Here is an 18,262-nt window from a genome sequence, read left to right on the forward strand (position 1 = left end):
CTCCGATCCTGCCGCCGCGTCCGCCTGCCGCTGCGACCCGCGCCCGGCCCGACGGATGATGAGTGTATTGTCGGCGACGTCCATCAGGATCAGGTCGCCCTCATTCACCTGATGGCGAATGTCGCGCACGCGGCCCAGCACCGGGACGCCCATGGCGCGGGCGACTATCGTGACGTGCGCCGTCAGCGATCCTTCCTCAAGGATTACACCTTTCAGCCGCCGCCGGTCATATTCCAGCAGCTCGGCCGGTCCCAGATTGCGCGCAACGAGAACGGCATCCTGCCGCAGACCCAATTGCGCCGCCGTCCCCAGCTGCCCCGAAACGATGCGCAACAGCCGGTTCGCCATATCCTCCAGATCGTGCATCCGGTCCTGGAGCAGCGGATCGTCGATCTGCCGCATCCGCATACGGGTGCGCTGCTGCACGCGCTCGATCGCAGCCTCGGCGGTCAGGCCGCTGTCGATCGCCTCGTTGATCCGCCTGATCCACCCCTCGTCATAGGCGAACATCTTATAGGTTTCGAGCACCTCCTGATGCTCGCCCTCGGTGCCGAACTCCGCCGTGCCGGTCATCCGGTCGATCTGCTCGCGCATCTTGGCGAAAGCGGAAATGACGCGCTGCCGCTCGGCCTCGGTATCCTCGGCCACCGTATGCTCGATATGCACGCGCGGCTGGTGGAAGACGACATGGCCGCGCGCCATGCCCATCACCAGTTGCAGCCCGTGCAGCACCGACGATCCGGTATCCTGCACCCGGCTGTCCAGCGGGCCGTCATCGGCCAGTTCGGCATTCGCGATCAGTTCCGACATCACCATCGCCACGGTCTGAAGCGCCTCGATCTCGACTTCCTCATAGCGGCGGGGCTCCACATGCTGCACGCACAGGACGCCAATCGCCCGCTCGCGCCGCACGATCGGAACGCCCGCGAAACTGTGGAACAATTCTTCGCCGGTTTCGGGGCGATAGCTGTAGTCGGGATGCGCCGCCGCTTCGTCGAGGTTCAGCGTCTCGACATTGTTGGCGATCATGCCGACCAGACCCTCGCCCATCGCCATGCGGGTAACGTGGACAGCTTCCTGCTTCAAGCCGCGGGTCGCGAACAGTTCAAGCAGCCCCTCGCGAACCAGATAGATGGAGCATACCTCGCTCGACAGGGACTCGCCGATGATCTCGACCACCTTGTTCAGCTTTGCCTGCGCACTGGTGCGCGCGGCCATGACTTCCTGCAAGCGGATGAGGATCTGGCGGGCGGCGGCGGCGGGCGTGCTGGGCATAAGGAAGCGCTAACAGATCGCGCCGCTGCTTTCCAAGGCGAATATGCGCGGGAACGGCGTATTTTCCGCCAGCGCCCATGGCGGAAACCACGCGCCATTTCGTTTACAACCGTAAAATGCGAACCGTCAGCGAGTCAGGGAGACGAGCATATGGCAGACATGGACAGCAAGGCTTTCGAACAGGACCTTATCGAACGGGGCTATTCCCGCCGCCAGATGGGCAAGGCAGCCGCCCTGCTGGGCGCAGGGGCCGTCGCGATGCGCGCCGTCAGCGCCGCGGCGCAGCAGGCCGCCAAGCCGGTGGAGGGCGCGGTTCGCATCGGCGCCAACGAATGTTGGACCGGCCCCTTCCCGGTTGCGGCCGAAGCCGCCTTCAAACTGGTGCAGGAAGGCAATCGCTACGAGCCGGACAATGAACATGCCAAGCTGTTCGCCGCCGTCGCCGCGGTGGAGGGCATCCCCGCCGACCGCATCACCGCCTGGCCCGGCTCCAGCGATCCGCTGAGCCGCGTGGCCGTCGCCTATGCCTCGCCGACGCGGGGCATCGTGACGGGCAATCCCGCCTATGAAGCGATCTGGCGGACGGGCGCCTGGCTGGGCGCCAAGGTGACGAAAGTGCCGCTCACCAAGGATTATGCCCATGACGTGAAGGCTATGCTGGCGGCCGATCCCAGTGCCGGCGTCTATTATATCTGCTCGCCCAACAATCCGACCGGCACGATGACGCCGCTGGCCGACATCCAGTGGCTGGCCGACAACAAGCCAAAGGACGCGATCCTGGTTGTCGATGAAGCCTATATCCACTGGTATGACGGTCCCAACGCCGCGAAAATGGCGGCAACCCGCGACGACGTCCTTATCCTGCGCACCTTCTCCAAGCTGTTCGGCATGGCGGGGATGCGCCTTGGCCTTACTTTCGCCAGCCCCGTCATCATGGAAAAGATGATGCGCTATGATGGCGGACAGGTGACGGCGATGCTGCCGATGACAGCCGTGGCATGCGGCACGGTGTCGGTCGCGCAGGCCGATCTCATCAAGGCACGCCGCGCCGAAATGGTCGCGAACCGCGAAATGGCCATCGCGCACCTCAAGAAGAAAGGCATCAAGGTCATCCCCGGCAGCCAGGCGAACATGTTCATGGTCGACTGGGGCAAACCCGCCAAGGACATGCAGGCGGCAATCCTCGCCGAAAAGGTGCAGATCGGCCGCAACTGGCCGATCTGGCCCAATATCTCGCGCGTTTCGGTCGGCTCGGCAGAAGAAATGAAGGCGTTCTGCAACGCCATCGACAAGGTCTGGAAAGCCTGAGAAGACAAACCGCATAAAATGTCAGAATGAAGAGGCGGCGCATTGTGGAAATGCGCCGCCTTTTTCGTTTCCCCCCTTGGAATATGCGCAGTTGATGGAACAACAAGGGGAAATAACGACATGACCATGATGTTGGAAAAACATGCCCGCGAAGACCTGCTCGAGCGCGGCTATTCCCGCCGCACGATCGGCAAGCTTTCCGCCCTGATGGCCGCCGGCGCCGCCGCCAACAGCCTGCTGATCCAGCCCGCCTTTGCGCAGCAGCAGGCGGCGCGCGGCATCAAGGGCGCGGTGCGCATCGGCTCGAACGAATGTTGGACCGGCCCGTTCGAACCCGGCGTGCAGGCCGCCGCCAAGGCCGCCTCGCTCGGCAACTGGTATGATCCCGACAATTACAAGGGCGACCTGATCGCCACCGTCGCCAGGGTCGAGGGCATTCCGGAATCGCATGTCATGCTCTGGCCGGGTTCGGGCGGCCCGCTGGTCAGCACGGTGGCGGCCTTTTGCTCGCCCTCCAAGGGCCTCGTCACCGCAGATCCGACCTTCGAATCCGCCTGGCGCACCGCCGACTATATGGGGGCGCCCATCGCGAAGGCGGCGCAGCCCATCGGCAAGGGTCATGATGTGAAGGCGATGCTGGCCGCCAATCCCAATGCCGGGCTTTACTATATCTGCACCCCCAACAATCCGACCGGCACCGTGACACCGCTGGCCGATATCGAATGGCTGCTGGCCAACAAGCCCAAGGACGCGATCCTGCTGGTCGACGAAGCCTATATCCACTTCTCCGAAGCGCCGAGCGCGGCGAAACTGGTCGCGGGCCGCAAGGACCTGATCGTCATGCGGACCTTCTCCAAGCTGTTCGGCATGGCGGGGGTGCGGCTGGGCCTCACCTTCGCGGACCCGGAAGTGCAGAAGCGGATCAGCCTGTTCGGCCCGACCGCTGGCGGCCTGTCAATCACTGCCATGGCCTGCGGCAACGCGGTCTATCCCGAAGCCGGGCTGATCAAGGCCCGCCGCAGCGAGATGATCGCCAACCGCGAGGAAACCATCGCCTGGCTCACCAAAAAGGGCATCCCCGTCCAGCCGGGCAGCCAGGCCAACATGTTCATGATGGACTGGAAAAAGCCCGCCAAGGAGATGCAGACCGCTCTGCTCGCCACGCCGGAAAAGGTGCAAATCGGCCGCAACTGGCCCATCTGGCCCACCGTGTCGCGCGTCACCGTCGGCTCGGCGGACGACATGGCGAAGTTCCGCTCCGCCGTGGAGAAAGTCACCAAGGCCTGAACCCCTCCCAACAGGCCCCAGGAAGGGCGTCCGGCAAGGTCCGGGCGCCCTTTCTGCCGTGGGACGTCAGGCGCTCGCCGCCGACGTTTCGCAAAGCGCCTTGAACTGCTCCGCCATCTGGTCCCAGCCCGGATGGAAGCCCATCGCCCTGTGCTTCTCCAGCGTTTCCATGTCCCAATGCCGCGCCGTCGCGGTGAAGCGGGTCCCCTCCCCCTCATCGGCGAAATGCCAGATCGCCGTCATGAAAGGCGTCTGCGGCACCCAGCCGGAGGCATAGGCGTCGGTGGTCACCACCTTCTCCTGCGGCACGACTTCCAGAAACACGCCCTCCATCGGCCCGGTATCCTCGCCGTCGGGACCGAACATGCGCACGGCGCTGCGCCCGCCGGGCCGCAGATCCTCCTCTATCACTTCGGCGCGCCAGGGCTTGGGGCAGAACCATTCGTCCTTCAGATCGGTCCACACCTTCCACGCAATCGCCCGCGGCGCCGCGATGTGACAGCTCACCGACAGCTCGAACTCAGCGGCGCTCATGCACTTTCTCCGTCAAAGGCCGCCTGCATAGCGGCAGTATCCAGCTTCTGCATGGTCATCATCCTCTGCATCATGCGGGCGATGCCAGCCTTGTCGCCGCTATGATAATTTTCCATGATCCGACGCGTGACCAATTGCCAGGACAGGCCATATTTGTCCGTCACCCAGCCGCACGGTCCCGGCTTGCCTCCGTCGGCGGTCAACGCATCATAATAGCGATCCAGTTCGGCCTGATCCTCGCAGCCGACCGACAGGGACACCGCCTCGTCAAAGGTGAACTGGGGACCGCCGTTCAACGCCTGATAGCTTTGGCCGAACAGGGTGAATTCGACCAGCAGCACGCTGCCGCCAGCGAGCGGCGACGGCGAGGGATTCTCCTCCGGATAATAGCTGACATGGTCGACCGATCCACCGAAGATCGACGCATAATAATGCGCAGCCTCCTCGGCCTGCCCGTTGAACCACAGGCAGGGCGAAATTTTCGACATGCTTCCTCTCCTCTTATGTAAGTTCAGGCGCGCGCATGCCGACCAGGGCGAACATCGCCCCCTGCGGATCGGTGGCCTGAATGATCCACGCCCCGCCCGGCACCTCGACCGGCCCGTTCAGCACGGTGCCCCCGCCAGCCCTAACCCTGTCGGTCGCGACATCGATGTCGGGCACTGCGAAATAGAAGAGCCACAAAGGCTGATGCATTTCCTGGGGCAGCGCCATGATGCCGCCGCTCATGCTCTGGAAATCGGTCGCCCCGCTTTGGGAGAACAGCTGGTAGCTGCCCATCTCGCCCATATCCATGGCCTCGCCCTTTCCCCATCCGAACTGGGATGTGTAGAAGACAAGATCAGCATCGAAATTGCCGCTGTACAGCTCATGCCAGCCGACATGCCCGTTCGCCATCGGCGGCGGCGCGTCCATCCCCTCAGGGCTGGACCCCTTGAGCAGCATGAACACCGCGCCGCCCGGATCGCTCAGCACCGCGAAGCGCCCGACGCCCGGAATATCCTCAGGCGGCCTCTTCACGGCGGCACCCGCCTCTGCCAGCCGCTTGGCGTCGGCATCGACATCGGATGAACCCACATAGCCGCCCCACCAGGGCGTCATGCCGCAATCCTTCGCTTCGGCCGGGATCGCCATGATGCCCCCGGTCGGCCCGGCGCTGCCGGAAATCACCTGATAATCATGGCCGCCGCCAAAGGCCTGCGCCGTCCAGCCGACGACATCGGCATAAAAGGCGATGGCCGCGACAGGATCGCTGGTCATCAGTTCATACCAGAAGAATTTGCCGTTCAGATCGGTCATGGCCTGTCTCCTTCAAGCCTTTTCGTCGAGCAACACCTCGAACCCGCCATAGATCAGCCGCGCACCGGCAAAGGGCATATCTTCCCCCTCCTTGGGCTGCATCCGCGGGTCGTTCATCACCTTTTCCGCACCTGCGTCACGCGTCGCCTTGTCAGGCCATTCGATCCAGGAAAAGACGACATCCTCGCCCTCCTCGGCAATGACGGCGGTGCGGAAATCGTTGACCTTGCCGGGCTTGATGTCGTCCGCCCAGCATTCGACCACGCGCAGCGCGCCATGTTCCATGAAGATGGGTGCGGCATAAGCCGCCATCTCCCTATATTTCGCCTTATTGCCCTTGGGCACCGGAATCACGAAACCGTCCATATAGGCCATGACTACTCTCCTATGCTCGTCAGATCAGGCAGCGCCTTCCCTGTTGGCCGCCAGCGCCGCTTCCACATCCATCCACGTCACTTCCCAGATATGGCCGTCCAGATCGGCAAAGCTGCGGCCGTACATGAAGCCATGATCCTGACTGGGATTGGGTTCGGTCCCGCCTGCTTCCAGCGCCTTGTCCACGGTCGCGTCGACATCCTGGCGGCTCGCCTCGCTCAACGCCAGGAGAACCTGCGCGGTTTCGTGAGCATCGGGAATCTTGCGTGGCGTAAAACTGCTAAACCGGTCATGCGTCAGCAGCATGACATGAATAGCCTCCGAAAAGCTGAGCATCTGCGCGCTGTCATCGGCGAAATCCCTGTTCCTCACAGCGCCCACTGCCTCGTAAAAGGCAATCGCGGCGGGCAGATCCTTAACCGGCAGATTGACGAAAATCATCTTCGGAGCGGGGGCATTCGACATCACGCATCTCCTAAGGAATTTATCTGGTCCGGCGGCAATGCTGCGACTCGCCGACTTGAACTTTATGAACCGACATATTATCTTCCACAACTATTAAGTTATAAAAAATAACCAAGGACTCATACAGGTGAAAAAACGGGCCTATCGGGATGGCTGCGCGGTCGCCCATGCGCTGGATCTGATCGGGGATCGCTGGGCCATGCCGATCATGCGCGAATTGATGCTTGGCCCCAAGCGCTTCACCGACCTGCGCGGCAGCCTGCCCGGAATCAGCGCCAATGTGCTGACCCAGAGGCTTGAGGAGTTGGAGGCCGCCAGCATCCTCATCCGCCGCCGCCTGCCCCCGCCCGCCGCAAGCCAGATTTACGAGCTGACCGATTGGGGCCGCGAGTCGGAAATATTGTTCCAGGTTCTGGGCCGCTGGGCCTGCCGCTCGCCCACGATGGAACCAGGCATGCCGATGAGCCATGTGTCGGTGATCCTGTCCATGCGCACGATGATCGACCGTGGCCGCATCGGCAACATGGACGCGATCATCGGACTGCGCTTCGGGGAGGAAGAGTTCCGCCTGATGCTGAAGGACGGTGACTTCATTGCGGGCCGGGGCGAGGCAGCAGGCGCGGATGTGATCCTGACCGGCGACCATAACGCACTGGTCGCGGTCCTCTATGGCGGCGTGTCATTCGATGATGTCGAGGAAGCACTCAAGGTCGAGGGAGACCGGACCGTGGCCGAGTGCTTCGCCCGCCTCTTCCCCTTGCCGCCCAAAGCGCCCTCGACGGTGGCGCCACCAGCGTAGCTACTGCACCGGCACGAACGTCTCGCGCATCGGCGCCAAGGGGAAAGTCGGCACCTGAACCTGCACAGGCGCACCCCGCACAGGGGCAACGGCATGGGCGACGAAGCCCGCCACTTCTCTGGGCGGCGTCGGCGGAGGCGGCAGTGGCGTCGGCGACACCACCACCGTCACCGTCCCGCCAAAGCGCGACTGCCACTCCGCCAGCCGCCGCAGATAATCGGCATAGGCGGCATAAAAGTCCTGGAACGGCTTTTCGAGCGCAGTCAGCGCTTCGGGTGCATAAGCCAGCAACTGGTTCGACGGCATGGCGAGCATCTTCGCGCCCACCTCGATCGCGACCGGACAAAAGCTCTTCGTCACCGGCGGCAGGGCAAAGAAATTATAGACGACCGTATTCAGCAGCTCCGCGCCTTGAGCCCACCTGTCCCGTAGGCGGCCAGATAATTGCGGTCTACCGCAGCATTGGCCTCGCGCAGTGCCGCCTCATGCACATGCAACATCCGATTATACTGGATGCGCGCGGGTTCATAGGCGCCATGGCATGACAGGGCCGCCACGTTCAGCGCCATCCGCACATGCCAGAGCGCGGTATTGGCCGTCACCCCGCGATTGGGGGTCAGATAACTGCCGTCGTCCGCCACCTGCGGAATGCTCATGTCCTCGACAGCCCCCATGGGCGGCAGCGGCTTGACGGTAGGCACGACCGGAGGCGGAGGCGTCGGCGGCGCCTTTTTCTCGGGCGTCGAACAGCCCGCGATCAGCGCGAGCGCCGCAACAGGAGCGATCCTCGAAAAACATCGAACAGCGGCACGCGATTGCACCCTTGCAACCTCTCAGAACATCATCCGGACAGGGACAAACTCATGGCAAAACCATGGGTTCCTGACGACCAAGCCAACGCTCGGTTCATCCGGCGGAGGATTCGGTTCGTCCCGTTCAGGCGCGCCGCTCCAGTGCCTCGGCCGCTTCCGCCAGCAACTGGGCGATGATGTCGGCCACCGGCTCTTCCCTGGCAACCATGCCGACCGACTGCCCGGCCATAAGCGAGCCGCCTTCGACATCGCCGTCGATCACTGCGCGGCGCAGCGCACCAGCCCAATAATGCTCAATCTGAAGCTGCGCTTCGCCCATGTCGACCGCCCCGCTGTCGAGCAAATTGGCGACTTCGCGCTGCTTGACGGTAAAGGCCTCTGTCCCGGCGTTCTTGAGAGCACGCACCGGAATGACCGGCAGGCGCGGATCGATCTGCACACTGGCGATGGCATCGCGAGCCGAGGCGCGGAAGAAGGCCTTTTTGAAATTCGGATGCGCGATGCTCTCGCTCGCGCAGGCAAAGCGGGTGCCAAGCTGCACGCCCGCCGCCCCCATTTCGAGATAACCCGCGATCAACTCCCCACGGCCGATGCCGCCCGCGACGAACACCGGAAGCTGCGAGGCAATTTCAGGCAGGATTTCCTGCGCCAGAACGCTGGTCGATACCGGCCCGATGTGGCCGCCCGCTTCCATGCCCTCGATCACCAGCGCGTCGACGCCCGAACGCGCGAGCTTCTTCGCCAGCGCCAGCGCGGGGGCGAAACAGATCAGCTTCGCGCCCTTTTCCTTGATCGCCTCGATGCTACCCTTGGGCGGCAAGCCGCCAGCCAGCACGACATGGCCGACATTATGCTTCGCGCAGACATCGATCAGCTCGAACAGCTGCGGGTGCATGGTGATAAGGTTGACGCCAAAGGGCTTCGACGTCAGTTCCCTGGTCGCGGCAATTTCCCTGTCGAGCAGTTCCGGCGTCATGGCGCCGCAGGCGATCACGCCAAAGCCACCCGCATTGGAGATGGCCGCCACCAGATTCCGCTCCGAAACCCAGCTCATCGCCCCGCACATGATCGCGACGTCGCAGCCCAGAAATTCGGTGCCGCGAGCCATCAGGGAGGTGAGTTTGGCATTCGTCATGTGCAAGCCTCTAGAATCAAATAGCCCCTCCCGCAGGCGGGAGGGGTTGGGGTGGGTCGGCGCGCCAACGCCGTTCCCAGCTATCGGTTAGGCAGAGGCTCGCCTTCGCTCGCAACCACCCTCGAACAGAGCCACGCGCCTCTGTCGCCCCCCTTAAAAGGGAGGGGAGAAAGAAGGTCAAGCGACCGGCGCATCCAGTCCATATGCCGTATGCAGCACGCGCACTGCCAGTTCCGTCTCGTCCTCGTCGATCAGCACCGAAACCTTGATCTCACTGGTCGAGATGGCGAGGATATTGATCCCGCGATCGGCGAGCGACTGGAACATAGTCGAAGCAACGCCCGCATGGCTCTTCATGCCGACGCCCACGACGCTGATCTTCGCGACCTTCGTATCGGGGATCACGCGGTTGAAACCGATCGCTTCCTTCTGGCTTTCCAGCACGTCCAGCGCCCGCGCCAGATCCGCTCCAGGCACGGTGAAAGTGACATCCGTCTCGCCCTTGTCGCGGCCGACATTCTGGATAATCATGTCGACGTTGATCGCCGCATCGGCCAGCGGGCCGAAGATGTGCGCCACGGCGCCCGGACGATCCGGCACGCGGGTCAGGGTGATCTTCGCCTCATTCTTGTCATGGGCGATGCCGGTGATGAGCTGACGTTCCATCTTGTCTTCCTTGAGCTTGGCTTCCAGTTCCTCTTCGCTGACGATCAGCGTGCCGGGGAGGTCGGTCTGGGTGGGATCATCGAAGGAGGAAAGCACCTGCACGACCACGCCTTCCTTCATGGCGAGGCCGACCGAGCGGGTCTGGAGCACCTTGGCGCCGACCGAGGCCAGTTCCAGCATTTCCTCATAGGTGACGAGGTCGAGCTTGCGCGCGCGCGCCACGATGCGGGGATCGGTGGTGTAGACGCCGTCGACGTCGGTATAGATGTCGCAGCGATCCGCTTTCAGCGCCGCCGCAACCGCAACCGCCGAAGTGTCCGAACCGCCCCGGCCCAGCGTCGAGATGCGACCATCTTCCATCATGCCCTGGAAGCCAGGGATCACCGCCACGGTGCCCGATCGCATCGACGACAGGAGGTCGATCGTGTCGATATCGCCGATGCGCGCCTTGGCATGGGCCTCATTGGTGCGGATCGGCAACTGCCAGCCGAGCCAACTGCGCGCATCCACGCCCATGGCCTTCAGTGTCATGGCCAGCAGGCCGCTCGTCACCTGCTCGCCGGACGCGACGACGACGTCATATTCCGCCGGATCGTAAAGCGGCGAGGCTTCCTTGCAGAAACCGACCAGCCGGTCGGTCTCGCCCGCCATGGCGGACACGACGACGGCGACTTCATGGCCCTGCTCGACGACATGTTTGACTCGCGCGGCCACGTTGCGAATTCGCTCCATCCCCGCCATGGAGGTGCCGCCGAATTTCATCACGATGCGCGCCATTTGCTTGTCGAGCCTTGCTGGTTGTAAGAAAGGAAACCCTGGACTGCCCGGCATTTCGTTCAGGTGGAGCCGAAAAGTGGGATTTTCGAGCATCGGAGCGCAGCGGACTTGATGTCCGTGAGCACCGAAGCACAGAAAATCGCGCTTTGCAGGCCCGCATGAGCGAAATGCCGGGCAGTCCAGAAAACGGCGCCCCTATTAGCAGCGGATATAAATATGGCAAGTAAGCCCACAACGACCATCGACCCTCGCGAAGCCGCGCATTTCGGGACGATGGCCGCCGACTGGTGGGACCCGCATGGGTCGAGCGCCATGCTGCACAAGCTGAACCCGGTCCGCCTGCACTATATCCGGAATGCGATCGACCATCACTGGCCGCAGGGAAGCGGCGGATTCCGGCCCCTTGCGGGCAAGCGCGCCATCGATGTCGGCTGCGGCGCGGGCCTGCTGGCCGAGCCGCTGGCCCGCATGGGCGCCGCCGTAACCGCGCTTGACGCCGCGGAAGAAAATATCGCCGTCGCCCGCGCCCATGCGGACCGTCAGGGCCTTGCCATCGACTATCGCGCCACGCCGGTCGAGCAACTGGACGCCAGCGGGTTCGATCTGGTCACCTCGATGGAAGTGATCGAACATGTCGCCGACCCCGCTGCCTTCGCCGCCGCGCTGGTGGCGAAACTCGCGCCCGACGGCCTGCTCATCATGTCGACCCCCAATCGCACGCCCCTCTCCCGCCTCGCCATGATCACCGTCGGTGAAAGCATTGGCGGCATCCCGAAGGGCACGCATGACTGGCATAAATTCCTCCAGCCTGCAGAACTGGCAAAGCTGCTGGAGGATGCCGGGATGGAAATAACGGACGTCACCGGGATCAGCTTCGATCCACGCTACGGCTTCACCCTTTCGTCCAACAAGGCAATCAACTATCTGCTGACCGCCCGCCGCCGACAGGGATAGGAGCATGGCGCACGAACCGACGGTGGATGCGTATATCGCTGCACGGGCCGCCTTCGCTCAGCCGATTCTCACCCATTTGCGCAAAACCATCCATACCGCCTCGCCGGAGATTGGGGAGACGATCAAATGGGGCATGCCCTTCTTCACCTATAAGGGCCAAAATCTCTGCAGCATGGCCGGTTTCAAGGGTCATGTCGCCTTCGGCTTCTGGCACGACAAGGTCGCGCGGGAGGACGCCGGCCAAGACGCCATGGATCAGTTCGGCCGCATCACCAGCCTGGCCGCCCTCCCCGCCGATGCGGAAATCAAGGCGCTGATCGTCAAAGCCATGGCACTGATCGAGGCGGGCGACAAACCGCGATCGGGCGCGAAGGAAGCCCGCGCGCCGCTGTCGCTCCACCCGGCCTTGGCCGCCGCGATCGAAGCCGATCCCGCCGCCGCCGCGGTCTGGGCCGTCTTTCCGCCGGGCAAGATTCGTGACTATTGCGAATGGGTGGGCGACGCCAAAAGCGAAGTCACACGCGACAAGCGCATCGCACAGGCCGTCGAATGGATTGCGCAAGGCAAGGGGCGGAACTGGAAATACGAAAAGCGCTGAAACGCCGCGCTCCCCCTAAGCGCGGCGCTCAGCCCCGCCGGCAACCCCTGGATCACGCTACGTCACATCAGGCGCGGGATCGCTCGTTCCAGCTTTTGCTGTCGCATCGTCGTTTGCGGAAAATCGGTGTCCACTGTTCCGCACGATGCTCCGGAGCGGCGACTTCTTAACCTGCGTTGATGCCGATATCCTGGAAATCGCCTTAGCTAACCGGCTTGGAATCAGCCACCAAAGTCGGCTTGCCCACAGCCGCTCCGTCGGCTGGCGCCGTCGGCTGCGTCTTGAGCGATGCAGCAGCGTTTTGCAGTGCGACAGGCGCCGCTTCCAGCGCCGCAGCGGCCGATTGCGGCGTCACCTGTGCCGCGGGCACTGCTGCCGGAGCGGCTTCCGCCGCTGCGACCGGCATGACCGACGGAGCGACCCCGGGGTCGACGGATACGGCTGGGGCTAGGGCTGGGGCCGGCACCGGAGCTGGAGCGGCGATAACTTCACACATATCACCGACGCCTGCAGGCCTTTCCGAAAAATTTCGTGCCAGAATCGGAATGTCACCCTCGCCCGCATTGATCGCCAGGGTCAGCAGCGTGTCCGCCATCTGACAAAATCCTGCCGACTGCATGCCAATGGAATGGCTGTTGGCCAGTCTCGTGATGAAGTCATTATAGGCATTCTGACCACCGGAAATGCCATTTTCGCGCATGAAATGCAGCTTCAGCGCATTGTTGTATTTGTCCAGTTGTCCTGTCTTCTCGTAGAATTTGTCATATTTTCCGGTAATTTCGCTATGGGTCGCCCGACATTTGAGAGATCCAAGCATTAACATGACCTGCAAATCCCTGACCCTCGCCGCCTCTATTTCATGGGATTGCCAGCACTGCGCCTCCCCCGCCGCCGCAACCCCGCCGAAAAAGAGCGCGCCAAAACAGCAGGCGGCACCGGCCGCCATCCACAACCTAGACATGATGGACCTCGCAGACTCACCCAGACCCCGCTAAGGAAATATTAACATTTTGCCACGAAATTGCCATGTTTATTAACTTGACAGTTGCATAAAAGGCGCAGCCGAAACGATCGCGGAAAAGCGGGAGCTATCAGCCCAAAGCATGGGTATAACTCAAAATTGCCGGCTGAGGTCCCGGCCCGTCGGCGCGCGCGGAGCGTCAAAGGATACCGCCGCTCCCCCTCTGGAAGGGAACTGGAAATTTCCTGAAGGCCATGATTTTCCGTCCCTCGATCGCGCCACCCATGCCTCCTGGGAAAGTCGACCTACTCCCCTACCGCCTCGGCCCGGGCGATCAGCGTCCTTGCCTCCTCGACATGCATGCTTTCGATCATCCGGCCCTCGAAACGCTCCGCACCACCGGTCGCCGCCTCGATCAGACGGCGCGCATCCGCCACGGCCTGCGGATCGGGACCAAACACCTGATTGGCGACCGGCACCTGGCTGGGATGGATCAATGTCTTGCCGTCGAAACCCAGCGCGTGGCCCATTGCGCATTCAGTCTCGAAACCGGTCTCGTCATCCAGCCGGTTGAACACCCCATCGAACACGGCGATCCGGGCTGCCCTCGCCGCGAGAATGACCGCCTGAAGCGAAAAGGACAGCCCTTCCCGCCCGACGGACGGCGGTATCCCCAGATCCTGCCGCAGATCGTTATTCCCCATGAACAGGCCCGCGCAGCCTTCCGCCGCCGCGATCGCCTGCGCCGCCGTCACCCCCACCGCACTCTCTATCATGGCGATCACCGGCTTTTGGCAGACGCTCAACACATCCTTCACCTGCCTGGGATTTTCGACCTTGGGCAGCACCACATAATCGGCGGCGGCGGTCTTGAGCGCGACCATTTCCCGGCCATGCGTGGGTTTGCCCTCGACATTGATGCGCACCGCCGAAAGCCGCCTGCCAAAGCCCTCCGCCGAAGCCTTGACAGCTCCGGCCAGCGCCTCTTCCTTGCGGTCGTCCGGCACTGCGTCCTCCAGATCAAGTATCACCATGTCGCAAGGCAGGGTCCGCGCCTTGGCGATCGCCCGCGCGTTCGAGGCCGGCAGAAACAGCAGTGAGCGGGCGTGGCGCAACAGCATGATGAAACTCCTCTCTTTCCCTTTTCCCGTTAATGATTTCCCGGCATAGTCCAAGGGGATTTCGGGGAGGGAATGAAATGCTGACGACATTTGCGCTGACAGTCACATTTCTGGTGCTGTTCTATCTGGCGGTAAGCGTCAAGGTGGTGCGCCAGGGCTATCAATATACGATAGAGCGCTTCGGCCGCTTCACCGAGGTCGCCCGCCCCGGCCTCAATTTCTACCCCGCCTTCTTCTATGCCGTGGGGCGGAAGATCAACATGATGGAACAGGTGGTCGACATTCCGGGGCAGGAGATCATCACCAAGGACAATGCCATGGTGTCGGTTGACGGCGTGGTGTTCTTCCAGGTGCTGGATGCGGCCAAGGCCGCCTATGAAGTGTCGGAACTTTATGTCGCGATCATGCAACTGGCGACCACCAACCTGCGCACGGTCATGGGGTCGATGGACCTCGACGAAACCCTTTCCAAGCGTGACGAGATCAATGCCCGACTGCTTTCCGTGGTCGATCATGCGACCAACGCCTGGGGCATCAAGATCACCCGCGTCGAGCTGAAGGACATCCGGCCGCCCGCCGACATCGTCAACGCCATGGGCCGCCAGATGAAGGCCGAGCGCGAAAAACGCGCCCTCATTCTGGAATCGGAAGGCCTGCGCGCATCGGAAATCCTGAAGGCCGAGGGCCAGAAGCAGAGCCAGATTCTGGAAGCCGAGGGCCGCCGCGAAGCCGCCTTCCGCGATGCTGAAGCCCGCGAACGCGAGGCCGAGGCCGAAGCCAAGGCGACCCAGATGGTTTCGGAAGCCATCGCATCGGGCAATGCGCAGGCGATCAACTATTTCATCGCGCAGAAATATGTGGAAGCGGTGAGCCAGTTCGCGACCTCACCCAACGCCAAGACCATCCTCTTCCCGGTCGAGGCGACCCAGCTGATCGGCACGCTGGGCGGCATCGGCGCGCTGGCGAAGGAGGCCCTGGGCGGTGAAACGCCGCCGGCACCCCCCGCCCCGCCCCGGCGCGGGCCATTTGGGCAGGCACAGGGATGATGGCCTGGCTCTCCATGCTGGAGGATCATTGGGGCTGGCTGGTCTTCGCCGCCCTGCTCGGCATGGCCGAGGTGCTGATACCGGGCGTTTTCCTGATCTGGGTGGCGCTGGCGGCGGCGGTGACCGGCCTCGTCGCCCTGCTCCTGCCGATCTCGCTGCCGCTGCAATTGCTGCTGTTTGCCGCACTCTGCCTCTTTTCGGTATGGGGCGGCCGCCGCTGGTATGTGTCCAATCCGGTGGATTCGCAGGACCCCCTGCTCAATGACCGCACGGCCCGACTGGTGGGCGAGGTCGTGACCGTCGTCGAGGCGATCGACAATGGCCGCGGCCGTGTGAAGGTGGGCGACAGCGTATGGTCCTGCCGTGGCCCGGACGCTCCCGTCGGCACGCGCGTCCGGGTGACCGGCGCGGAAGCCTCGGTTCTGAAGGTGGAACTGGCCGGAATATGATGGAGGTTTTGGGTGGAAGGCAGATGTCTTCCTCCCGAACATTCCCTACCCCGCCCCCCTCGCAAACGACGGGAAGCGGGATTCGCTGCGCTGAAAGCCCGGCTTGGTCACAACGAGCCGGCTCCGGGCCTCCTCCGCCATGCCCAAAGCCACAGAAGCTCCAAAGCGAAAGGGCCGGCATTTCTGCCGGCCCTTGCTGTTTCGTCGCTCGGACAACCGATCAGCCGACGAAGGCACGCTCGATCACATAGGCGCCGGGCGCGGCATTGGAGCCTTCGGCAAAGCCCTGCTCCTCGAAATAGGCGCCGAACTGCTTGATCATCTCCATGCTGCCGCACATCATGATCCGGTCGGTTTCCGGGTTGAACTTCTGCTCGCCCGGAATGCCCTCGAACAAGGCACCCGTTTCCATCAGCTTGTCGATCCGTACATTGTTCCGGAACGGCTCTCGCGTGACAGTGGGGACATAGTGGAACTGCGCAGCCGCCTGCTCCGAGACTAGCGGGTCCTCCGCCAGCTTGCCCGTCAACTCGTCATGGAACGCCAGATCGCTGACTCGGCGGACCGAGTGGACCACCACGACCTGCTCGTAAAATTCATAGACGTCCGGATCGCGGGCCAGGCTGAGGAAGGGCGCAAGGCCTGTGCCGGTCGACAGCATGAACAGCCGCTTGCCCGGAAGCAGCGCGTCAGTGACCAGCGTGCCGGTGGGCTTGCGCCCCAGATAGATATGGTCGCCCGGCTGGATCAGCTGGAGCTTGGATGTCAACGGGCCGTCCTGCACCTTGATCGACAGGAACTCCAGTTCCTCGTCCCAAGCGGGGCTGGCCACGGAATAGGCGCGCAGCAGCGGCTTGCCATTGTCGCCCTGCAAGCCGATCATGACGAACTCGCCCGACCGGAAACGGAAGCTGGCGGGCCGCGTGATGCGGAAGCTGAACAGATGCTCGTTCCAGTGCCTCACCGACAGCACGGTTTCCACGGAGAGCGCGCCGGTCGGTTCCAGCACCGGCTTTTCGATGGTCACGTCGTTCAAAACCTTTTCCTTTGCCAAATCCGGGGCGACCGGCGCTTCAATAAGCGCCAGTTGCGTGGGCTTCGCAATAAGCTATGCAGGGCGAATGCCCCCTGGGCCGCTTTAAGGCAAGGCGAAAAAAACTTGTCGGCGCGAAAGCTGGCTATCAACCGGGGTCCGCCCCCAGAACATCGTGCGGAAAAGTGGGAGCCGGTTTTAGCTGCGCTGAACTGCGTTTCCGCTTGAAACGACGCGGCAACCAAAGCTTAGCGCGTGCAGCCTGCTGATTTAAGGCAGCGCGCTCCAGGCGCGAGGACATGTTCTGGGAGCGGCTCGCCGGGACGGAACGCACCAAGGAAGCTCAGTGCGCTGCCGCATGGCGGCGGTCCCTTCATCATGGGCGCGTGATCCGTCCTGCCACCTGTCTCCCCCCAAATGGTCCTGCGCCTGCGCATTGCTGCCCCATAGTGCTGCAATGACCGCACTGCTCCGCAGCATGCTTCCGATCATGGCCATATTCCCTCGCTTGCGAACGCAAGAGCGTTCGCCCCCAAGGCAGGGCCCTAGTCATTTATCCAACAAAAGACATACCCCAGGATGGGTATGTTAAAGGATGGTTCAACAAAAGGGCCCAAAGCGACTTTTGTTCGACTGTAAAAATATGCTTATCCAAAGAGACCCTTGGCGAGACTCCCCAACTCATTGAGAGGATTTCCGTCACCGTCGCGATCAAACAGCCCCCCGATCTTTGCCATGATCGCTTCGGGGCTGCCAAAATGGGCAAAAAGTTCCTGCAATTTGTCCGCAGATACACCATGTTCGGCGGCCGTCGTCGCCAGCGCCGCGACATCTGTCTCGCCCGATGCGATCTTGCTGCCGATTTCGCTCATCAACGCCTGCATCTGCTCCGGTTGCAGACCTATCCTGGCGGCCACCGCCTCCAGCCCGCCCATGCTGCTCATAAGATCATCAAACATAGCCATAAGACAGATCCCGCTGAAAATTCACCGCAGAATAGCACTCCATCTCTCGGACAGAAAGAAAAAGAGGCCGGGAGACGCCGTCTCCCGACCCCTGCTGATAAACCGGCAGCCGGTTTCGCGGATCAGGCGGCCGTCAGCGCCGCGCCGCGCACCGATTCATCGACATGATCCACAAATTGGGCGAAATTGTCGACGAACTGCTTCACCAGCTTGCCTGCCGTTTCGTCATAAGCAGCCTTGTCGGGCCAGGTCGCGCGCGGATCGAGCATGGCGGAATCCACCCCCGGCACGGCGACGGGAACCTGGAAACCGAAATTGGGATCGGTCCGGAATTCAGCGTTGTTGAGGCTGCCATCAAGCGCAGCGTTGAGCAACGCGCGCGTCACCTTGATCGGCATGCGCT

At 62.8% G+C, this 18,262-nt stretch carries 22 protein-coding genes; 7 read left to right on the plus strand and 15 right to left on the minus strand.

Translation table 11 applies throughout. The annotated features are described in order from the left end of the window. Window positions 1-1,275 (minus strand): phosphoenolpyruvate-utilizing N-terminal domain-containing protein (locus tag ACFC3J_RS16995; RefSeq protein ID WP_375197287.1); only part of this gene is annotated, 1,275 nt, incomplete at its 3' end. A gap of 150 nt (window positions 1,276-1,425) precedes the next feature. On the opposite strand from ACFC3J_RS16995, the gene ACFC3J_RS17000 reads away from it, so the two are divergent. Continuing rightward, window positions 1,426-2,583 carry a pyridoxal phosphate-dependent aminotransferase gene (locus ACFC3J_RS17000; RefSeq protein WP_375197288.1) on the plus strand — a complete coding sequence of 386 codons (1,158 nt, stop codon included), beginning with the start codon at window positions 1,426-1,428 and terminating at the stop codon, window positions 2,581-2,583. A 120-nt stretch (window positions 2,584-2,703) separates the two neighbouring features. Next, window positions 2,704-3,870, plus strand: coding sequence for a pyridoxal phosphate-dependent aminotransferase (locus ACFC3J_RS17005; protein ID WP_375197289.1), 1,167 nt, complete (start codon window positions 2,704-2,706; stop codon window positions 3,868-3,870). Between the two features lie 66 nt (window positions 3,871-3,936). Here the strand turns inward: ACFC3J_RS17005 and ACFC3J_RS17010 are convergent, their stop codons facing one another. From ACFC3J_RS17010 to ACFC3J_RS17030, 5 genes are read right to left on the minus strand one after another with little or no spacing between them, the layout of a single operon-like run. Further along, complete coding sequence (locus ACFC3J_RS17010) at window positions 3,937-4,404, minus strand: SRPBCC domain-containing protein (protein WP_375197290.1); 468 nt, start codon at window positions 4,402-4,404, stop codon at window positions 3,937-3,939. Further along, window positions 4,401-4,892 (minus strand): VOC family protein, encoded by a 492-nt coding sequence (locus tag ACFC3J_RS17015; RefSeq protein ID WP_375197291.1) that lies wholly within the window; start codon window positions 4,890-4,892, stop codon window positions 4,401-4,403. The genes ACFC3J_RS17010 and ACFC3J_RS17015 overlap by 4 nt, the downstream gene beginning before the upstream one ends. A gap of 13 nt (window positions 4,893-4,905) precedes the next feature. Further along, window positions 4,906-5,703: a VOC family protein gene (locus tag ACFC3J_RS17020; protein WP_375197292.1), complete on the minus strand. Its 798-nt coding sequence runs from the start codon at window positions 5,701-5,703 to the stop codon at window positions 4,906-4,908. Between the two features lie 12 nt (window positions 5,704-5,715). After that, the gene (locus ACFC3J_RS17025) at window positions 5,716-6,078 is read right to left on the minus strand and encodes a DUF1428 domain-containing protein (protein WP_375197293.1); all 363 of its coding nucleotides are present in this window, start codon (window positions 6,076-6,078) and stop codon (window positions 5,716-5,718) included. A gap of 24 nt (window positions 6,079-6,102) precedes the next feature. Further along, complete coding sequence (locus ACFC3J_RS17030) at window positions 6,103-6,543, minus strand: VOC family protein (RefSeq protein ID WP_375197294.1); 441 nt, start codon at window positions 6,541-6,543, stop codon at window positions 6,103-6,105. Window positions 6,544-6,670: 127 nt separating this feature from the next. On the opposite strand from ACFC3J_RS17030, the gene ACFC3J_RS17035 reads away from it, so the two are divergent. Next, window positions 6,671-7,342: a winged helix-turn-helix transcriptional regulator gene (locus ACFC3J_RS17035; protein WP_375197295.1), complete on the plus strand. Its 672-nt coding sequence runs from the start codon at window positions 6,671-6,673 to the stop codon at window positions 7,340-7,342. Here ACFC3J_RS17035 and ACFC3J_RS17040 read toward each other — a convergent pair whose 3' ends face one another. From ACFC3J_RS17040 to ACFC3J_RS17055, 4 genes are all read right to left on the minus strand, one after another. Continuing rightward, window positions 7,343-7,702, minus strand: coding sequence for a hypothetical protein (locus ACFC3J_RS17040; RefSeq protein ID WP_375197296.1), 360 nt, complete (start codon window positions 7,700-7,702; stop codon window positions 7,343-7,345). Window positions 7,703-7,737: 35 nt separating this feature from the next. Beyond that, entirely contained in the window at window positions 7,738-8,043 is a 306-nt protein-coding gene (locus ACFC3J_RS17045) for a hypothetical protein (protein ID WP_375197297.1), read from the minus strand. Window positions 8,044-8,278: 235 nt separating this feature from the next. Beyond that, window positions 8,279-9,289: an NAD(P)H-dependent flavin oxidoreductase gene (locus ACFC3J_RS17050; protein WP_375197298.1), complete on the minus strand. Its 1,011-nt coding sequence runs from the start codon at window positions 9,287-9,289 to the stop codon at window positions 8,279-8,281. 177 nt (window positions 9,290-9,466) lie between these two features. Then, complete coding sequence (locus ACFC3J_RS17055) at window positions 9,467-10,732, minus strand: aspartate kinase (RefSeq protein ID WP_375197299.1); 1,266 nt, start codon at window positions 10,730-10,732, stop codon at window positions 9,467-9,469. A 216-nt stretch (window positions 10,733-10,948) separates the two neighbouring features. Here ACFC3J_RS17055 and ubiG point away from each other — a divergent pair, with 216 nt between their 5' ends. Both ubiG and ACFC3J_RS17065 read left to right on the plus strand, forming a co-directional pair. After that, on the plus strand, window positions 10,949-11,686 hold the full coding sequence (ubiG, locus tag ACFC3J_RS17060; protein WP_375197300.1) for a bifunctional 2-polyprenyl-6-hydroxyphenol methylase/3-demethylubiquinol 3-O-methyltransferase UbiG: 738 nt from the start codon (window positions 10,949-10,951) through the stop codon (window positions 11,684-11,686). Between the two features lie 4 nt (window positions 11,687-11,690). Beyond that, complete coding sequence (locus ACFC3J_RS17065; RefSeq protein ID WP_375197301.1) at window positions 11,691-12,284, plus strand: YdeI/OmpD-associated family protein; 594 nt, start codon at window positions 11,691-11,693, stop codon at window positions 12,282-12,284. Between the two features lie 202 nt (window positions 12,285-12,486). On the opposite strand, the gene ACFC3J_RS17070 is transcribed toward ACFC3J_RS17065, so the two are convergent. Next, on the minus strand, window positions 12,487-13,107 hold the full coding sequence (locus ACFC3J_RS17070) for a hypothetical protein (RefSeq protein ID WP_375197302.1): 621 nt from the start codon (window positions 13,105-13,107) through the stop codon (window positions 12,487-12,489). Window positions 13,108-13,550: 443 nt separating this feature from the next. Beyond that, complete coding sequence (locus tag ACFC3J_RS17075) at window positions 13,551-14,366, minus strand: HpcH/HpaI aldolase/citrate lyase family protein (RefSeq protein ID WP_375197303.1); 816 nt, start codon at window positions 14,364-14,366, stop codon at window positions 13,551-13,553. Window positions 14,367-14,443: 77 nt separating this feature from the next. On the opposite strand from ACFC3J_RS17075, the gene ACFC3J_RS17080 reads away from it, so the two are divergent. Both ACFC3J_RS17080 and ACFC3J_RS17085 read left to right on the plus strand, forming a co-directional pair. Beyond that, a complete protein-coding gene (locus ACFC3J_RS17080) occupies window positions 14,444-15,412 on the plus strand; it encodes an SPFH domain-containing protein (RefSeq protein WP_375197304.1) in 969 nt (322 codons plus the stop codon). Then, window positions 15,409-15,861 (plus strand): NfeD family protein, encoded by a 453-nt coding sequence (locus ACFC3J_RS17085; protein ID WP_375197305.1) that lies wholly within the window; start codon window positions 15,409-15,411, stop codon window positions 15,859-15,861. The genes ACFC3J_RS17080 and ACFC3J_RS17085 overlap by 4 nt, the downstream gene beginning before the upstream one ends. A gap of 220 nt (window positions 15,862-16,081) precedes the next feature. Here ACFC3J_RS17085 and ACFC3J_RS17090 read toward each other — a convergent pair whose 3' ends face one another. The 3 genes from ACFC3J_RS17090 to ACFC3J_RS17100 form a co-directional block, all read right to left on the minus strand. After that, a complete protein-coding gene (locus ACFC3J_RS17090; protein WP_375197306.1) occupies window positions 16,082-16,897 on the minus strand; it encodes a ferredoxin--NADP reductase in 816 nt (271 codons plus the stop codon). A 644-nt stretch (window positions 16,898-17,541) separates the two neighbouring features. Beyond that, the gene (locus ACFC3J_RS17095) at window positions 17,542-17,859 is read right to left on the minus strand and encodes a hypothetical protein (protein ID WP_375197307.1); all 318 of its coding nucleotides are present in this window, start codon (window positions 17,857-17,859) and stop codon (window positions 17,542-17,544) included. Between the two features lie 122 nt (window positions 17,860-17,981). Further along, window positions 17,982-18,262 (minus strand): phosphoenolpyruvate carboxykinase (ATP) (locus ACFC3J_RS17100; RefSeq protein ID WP_375197308.1); only part of this gene is annotated, 281 nt, incomplete at its 5' end.

The sequence above is a fragment of the Sphingobium sp. genome (assembly GCF_041987595.1).
GTDB lineage: Bacteria > Pseudomonadota > Alphaproteobacteria > Sphingomonadales > Sphingomonadaceae > Sphingobium.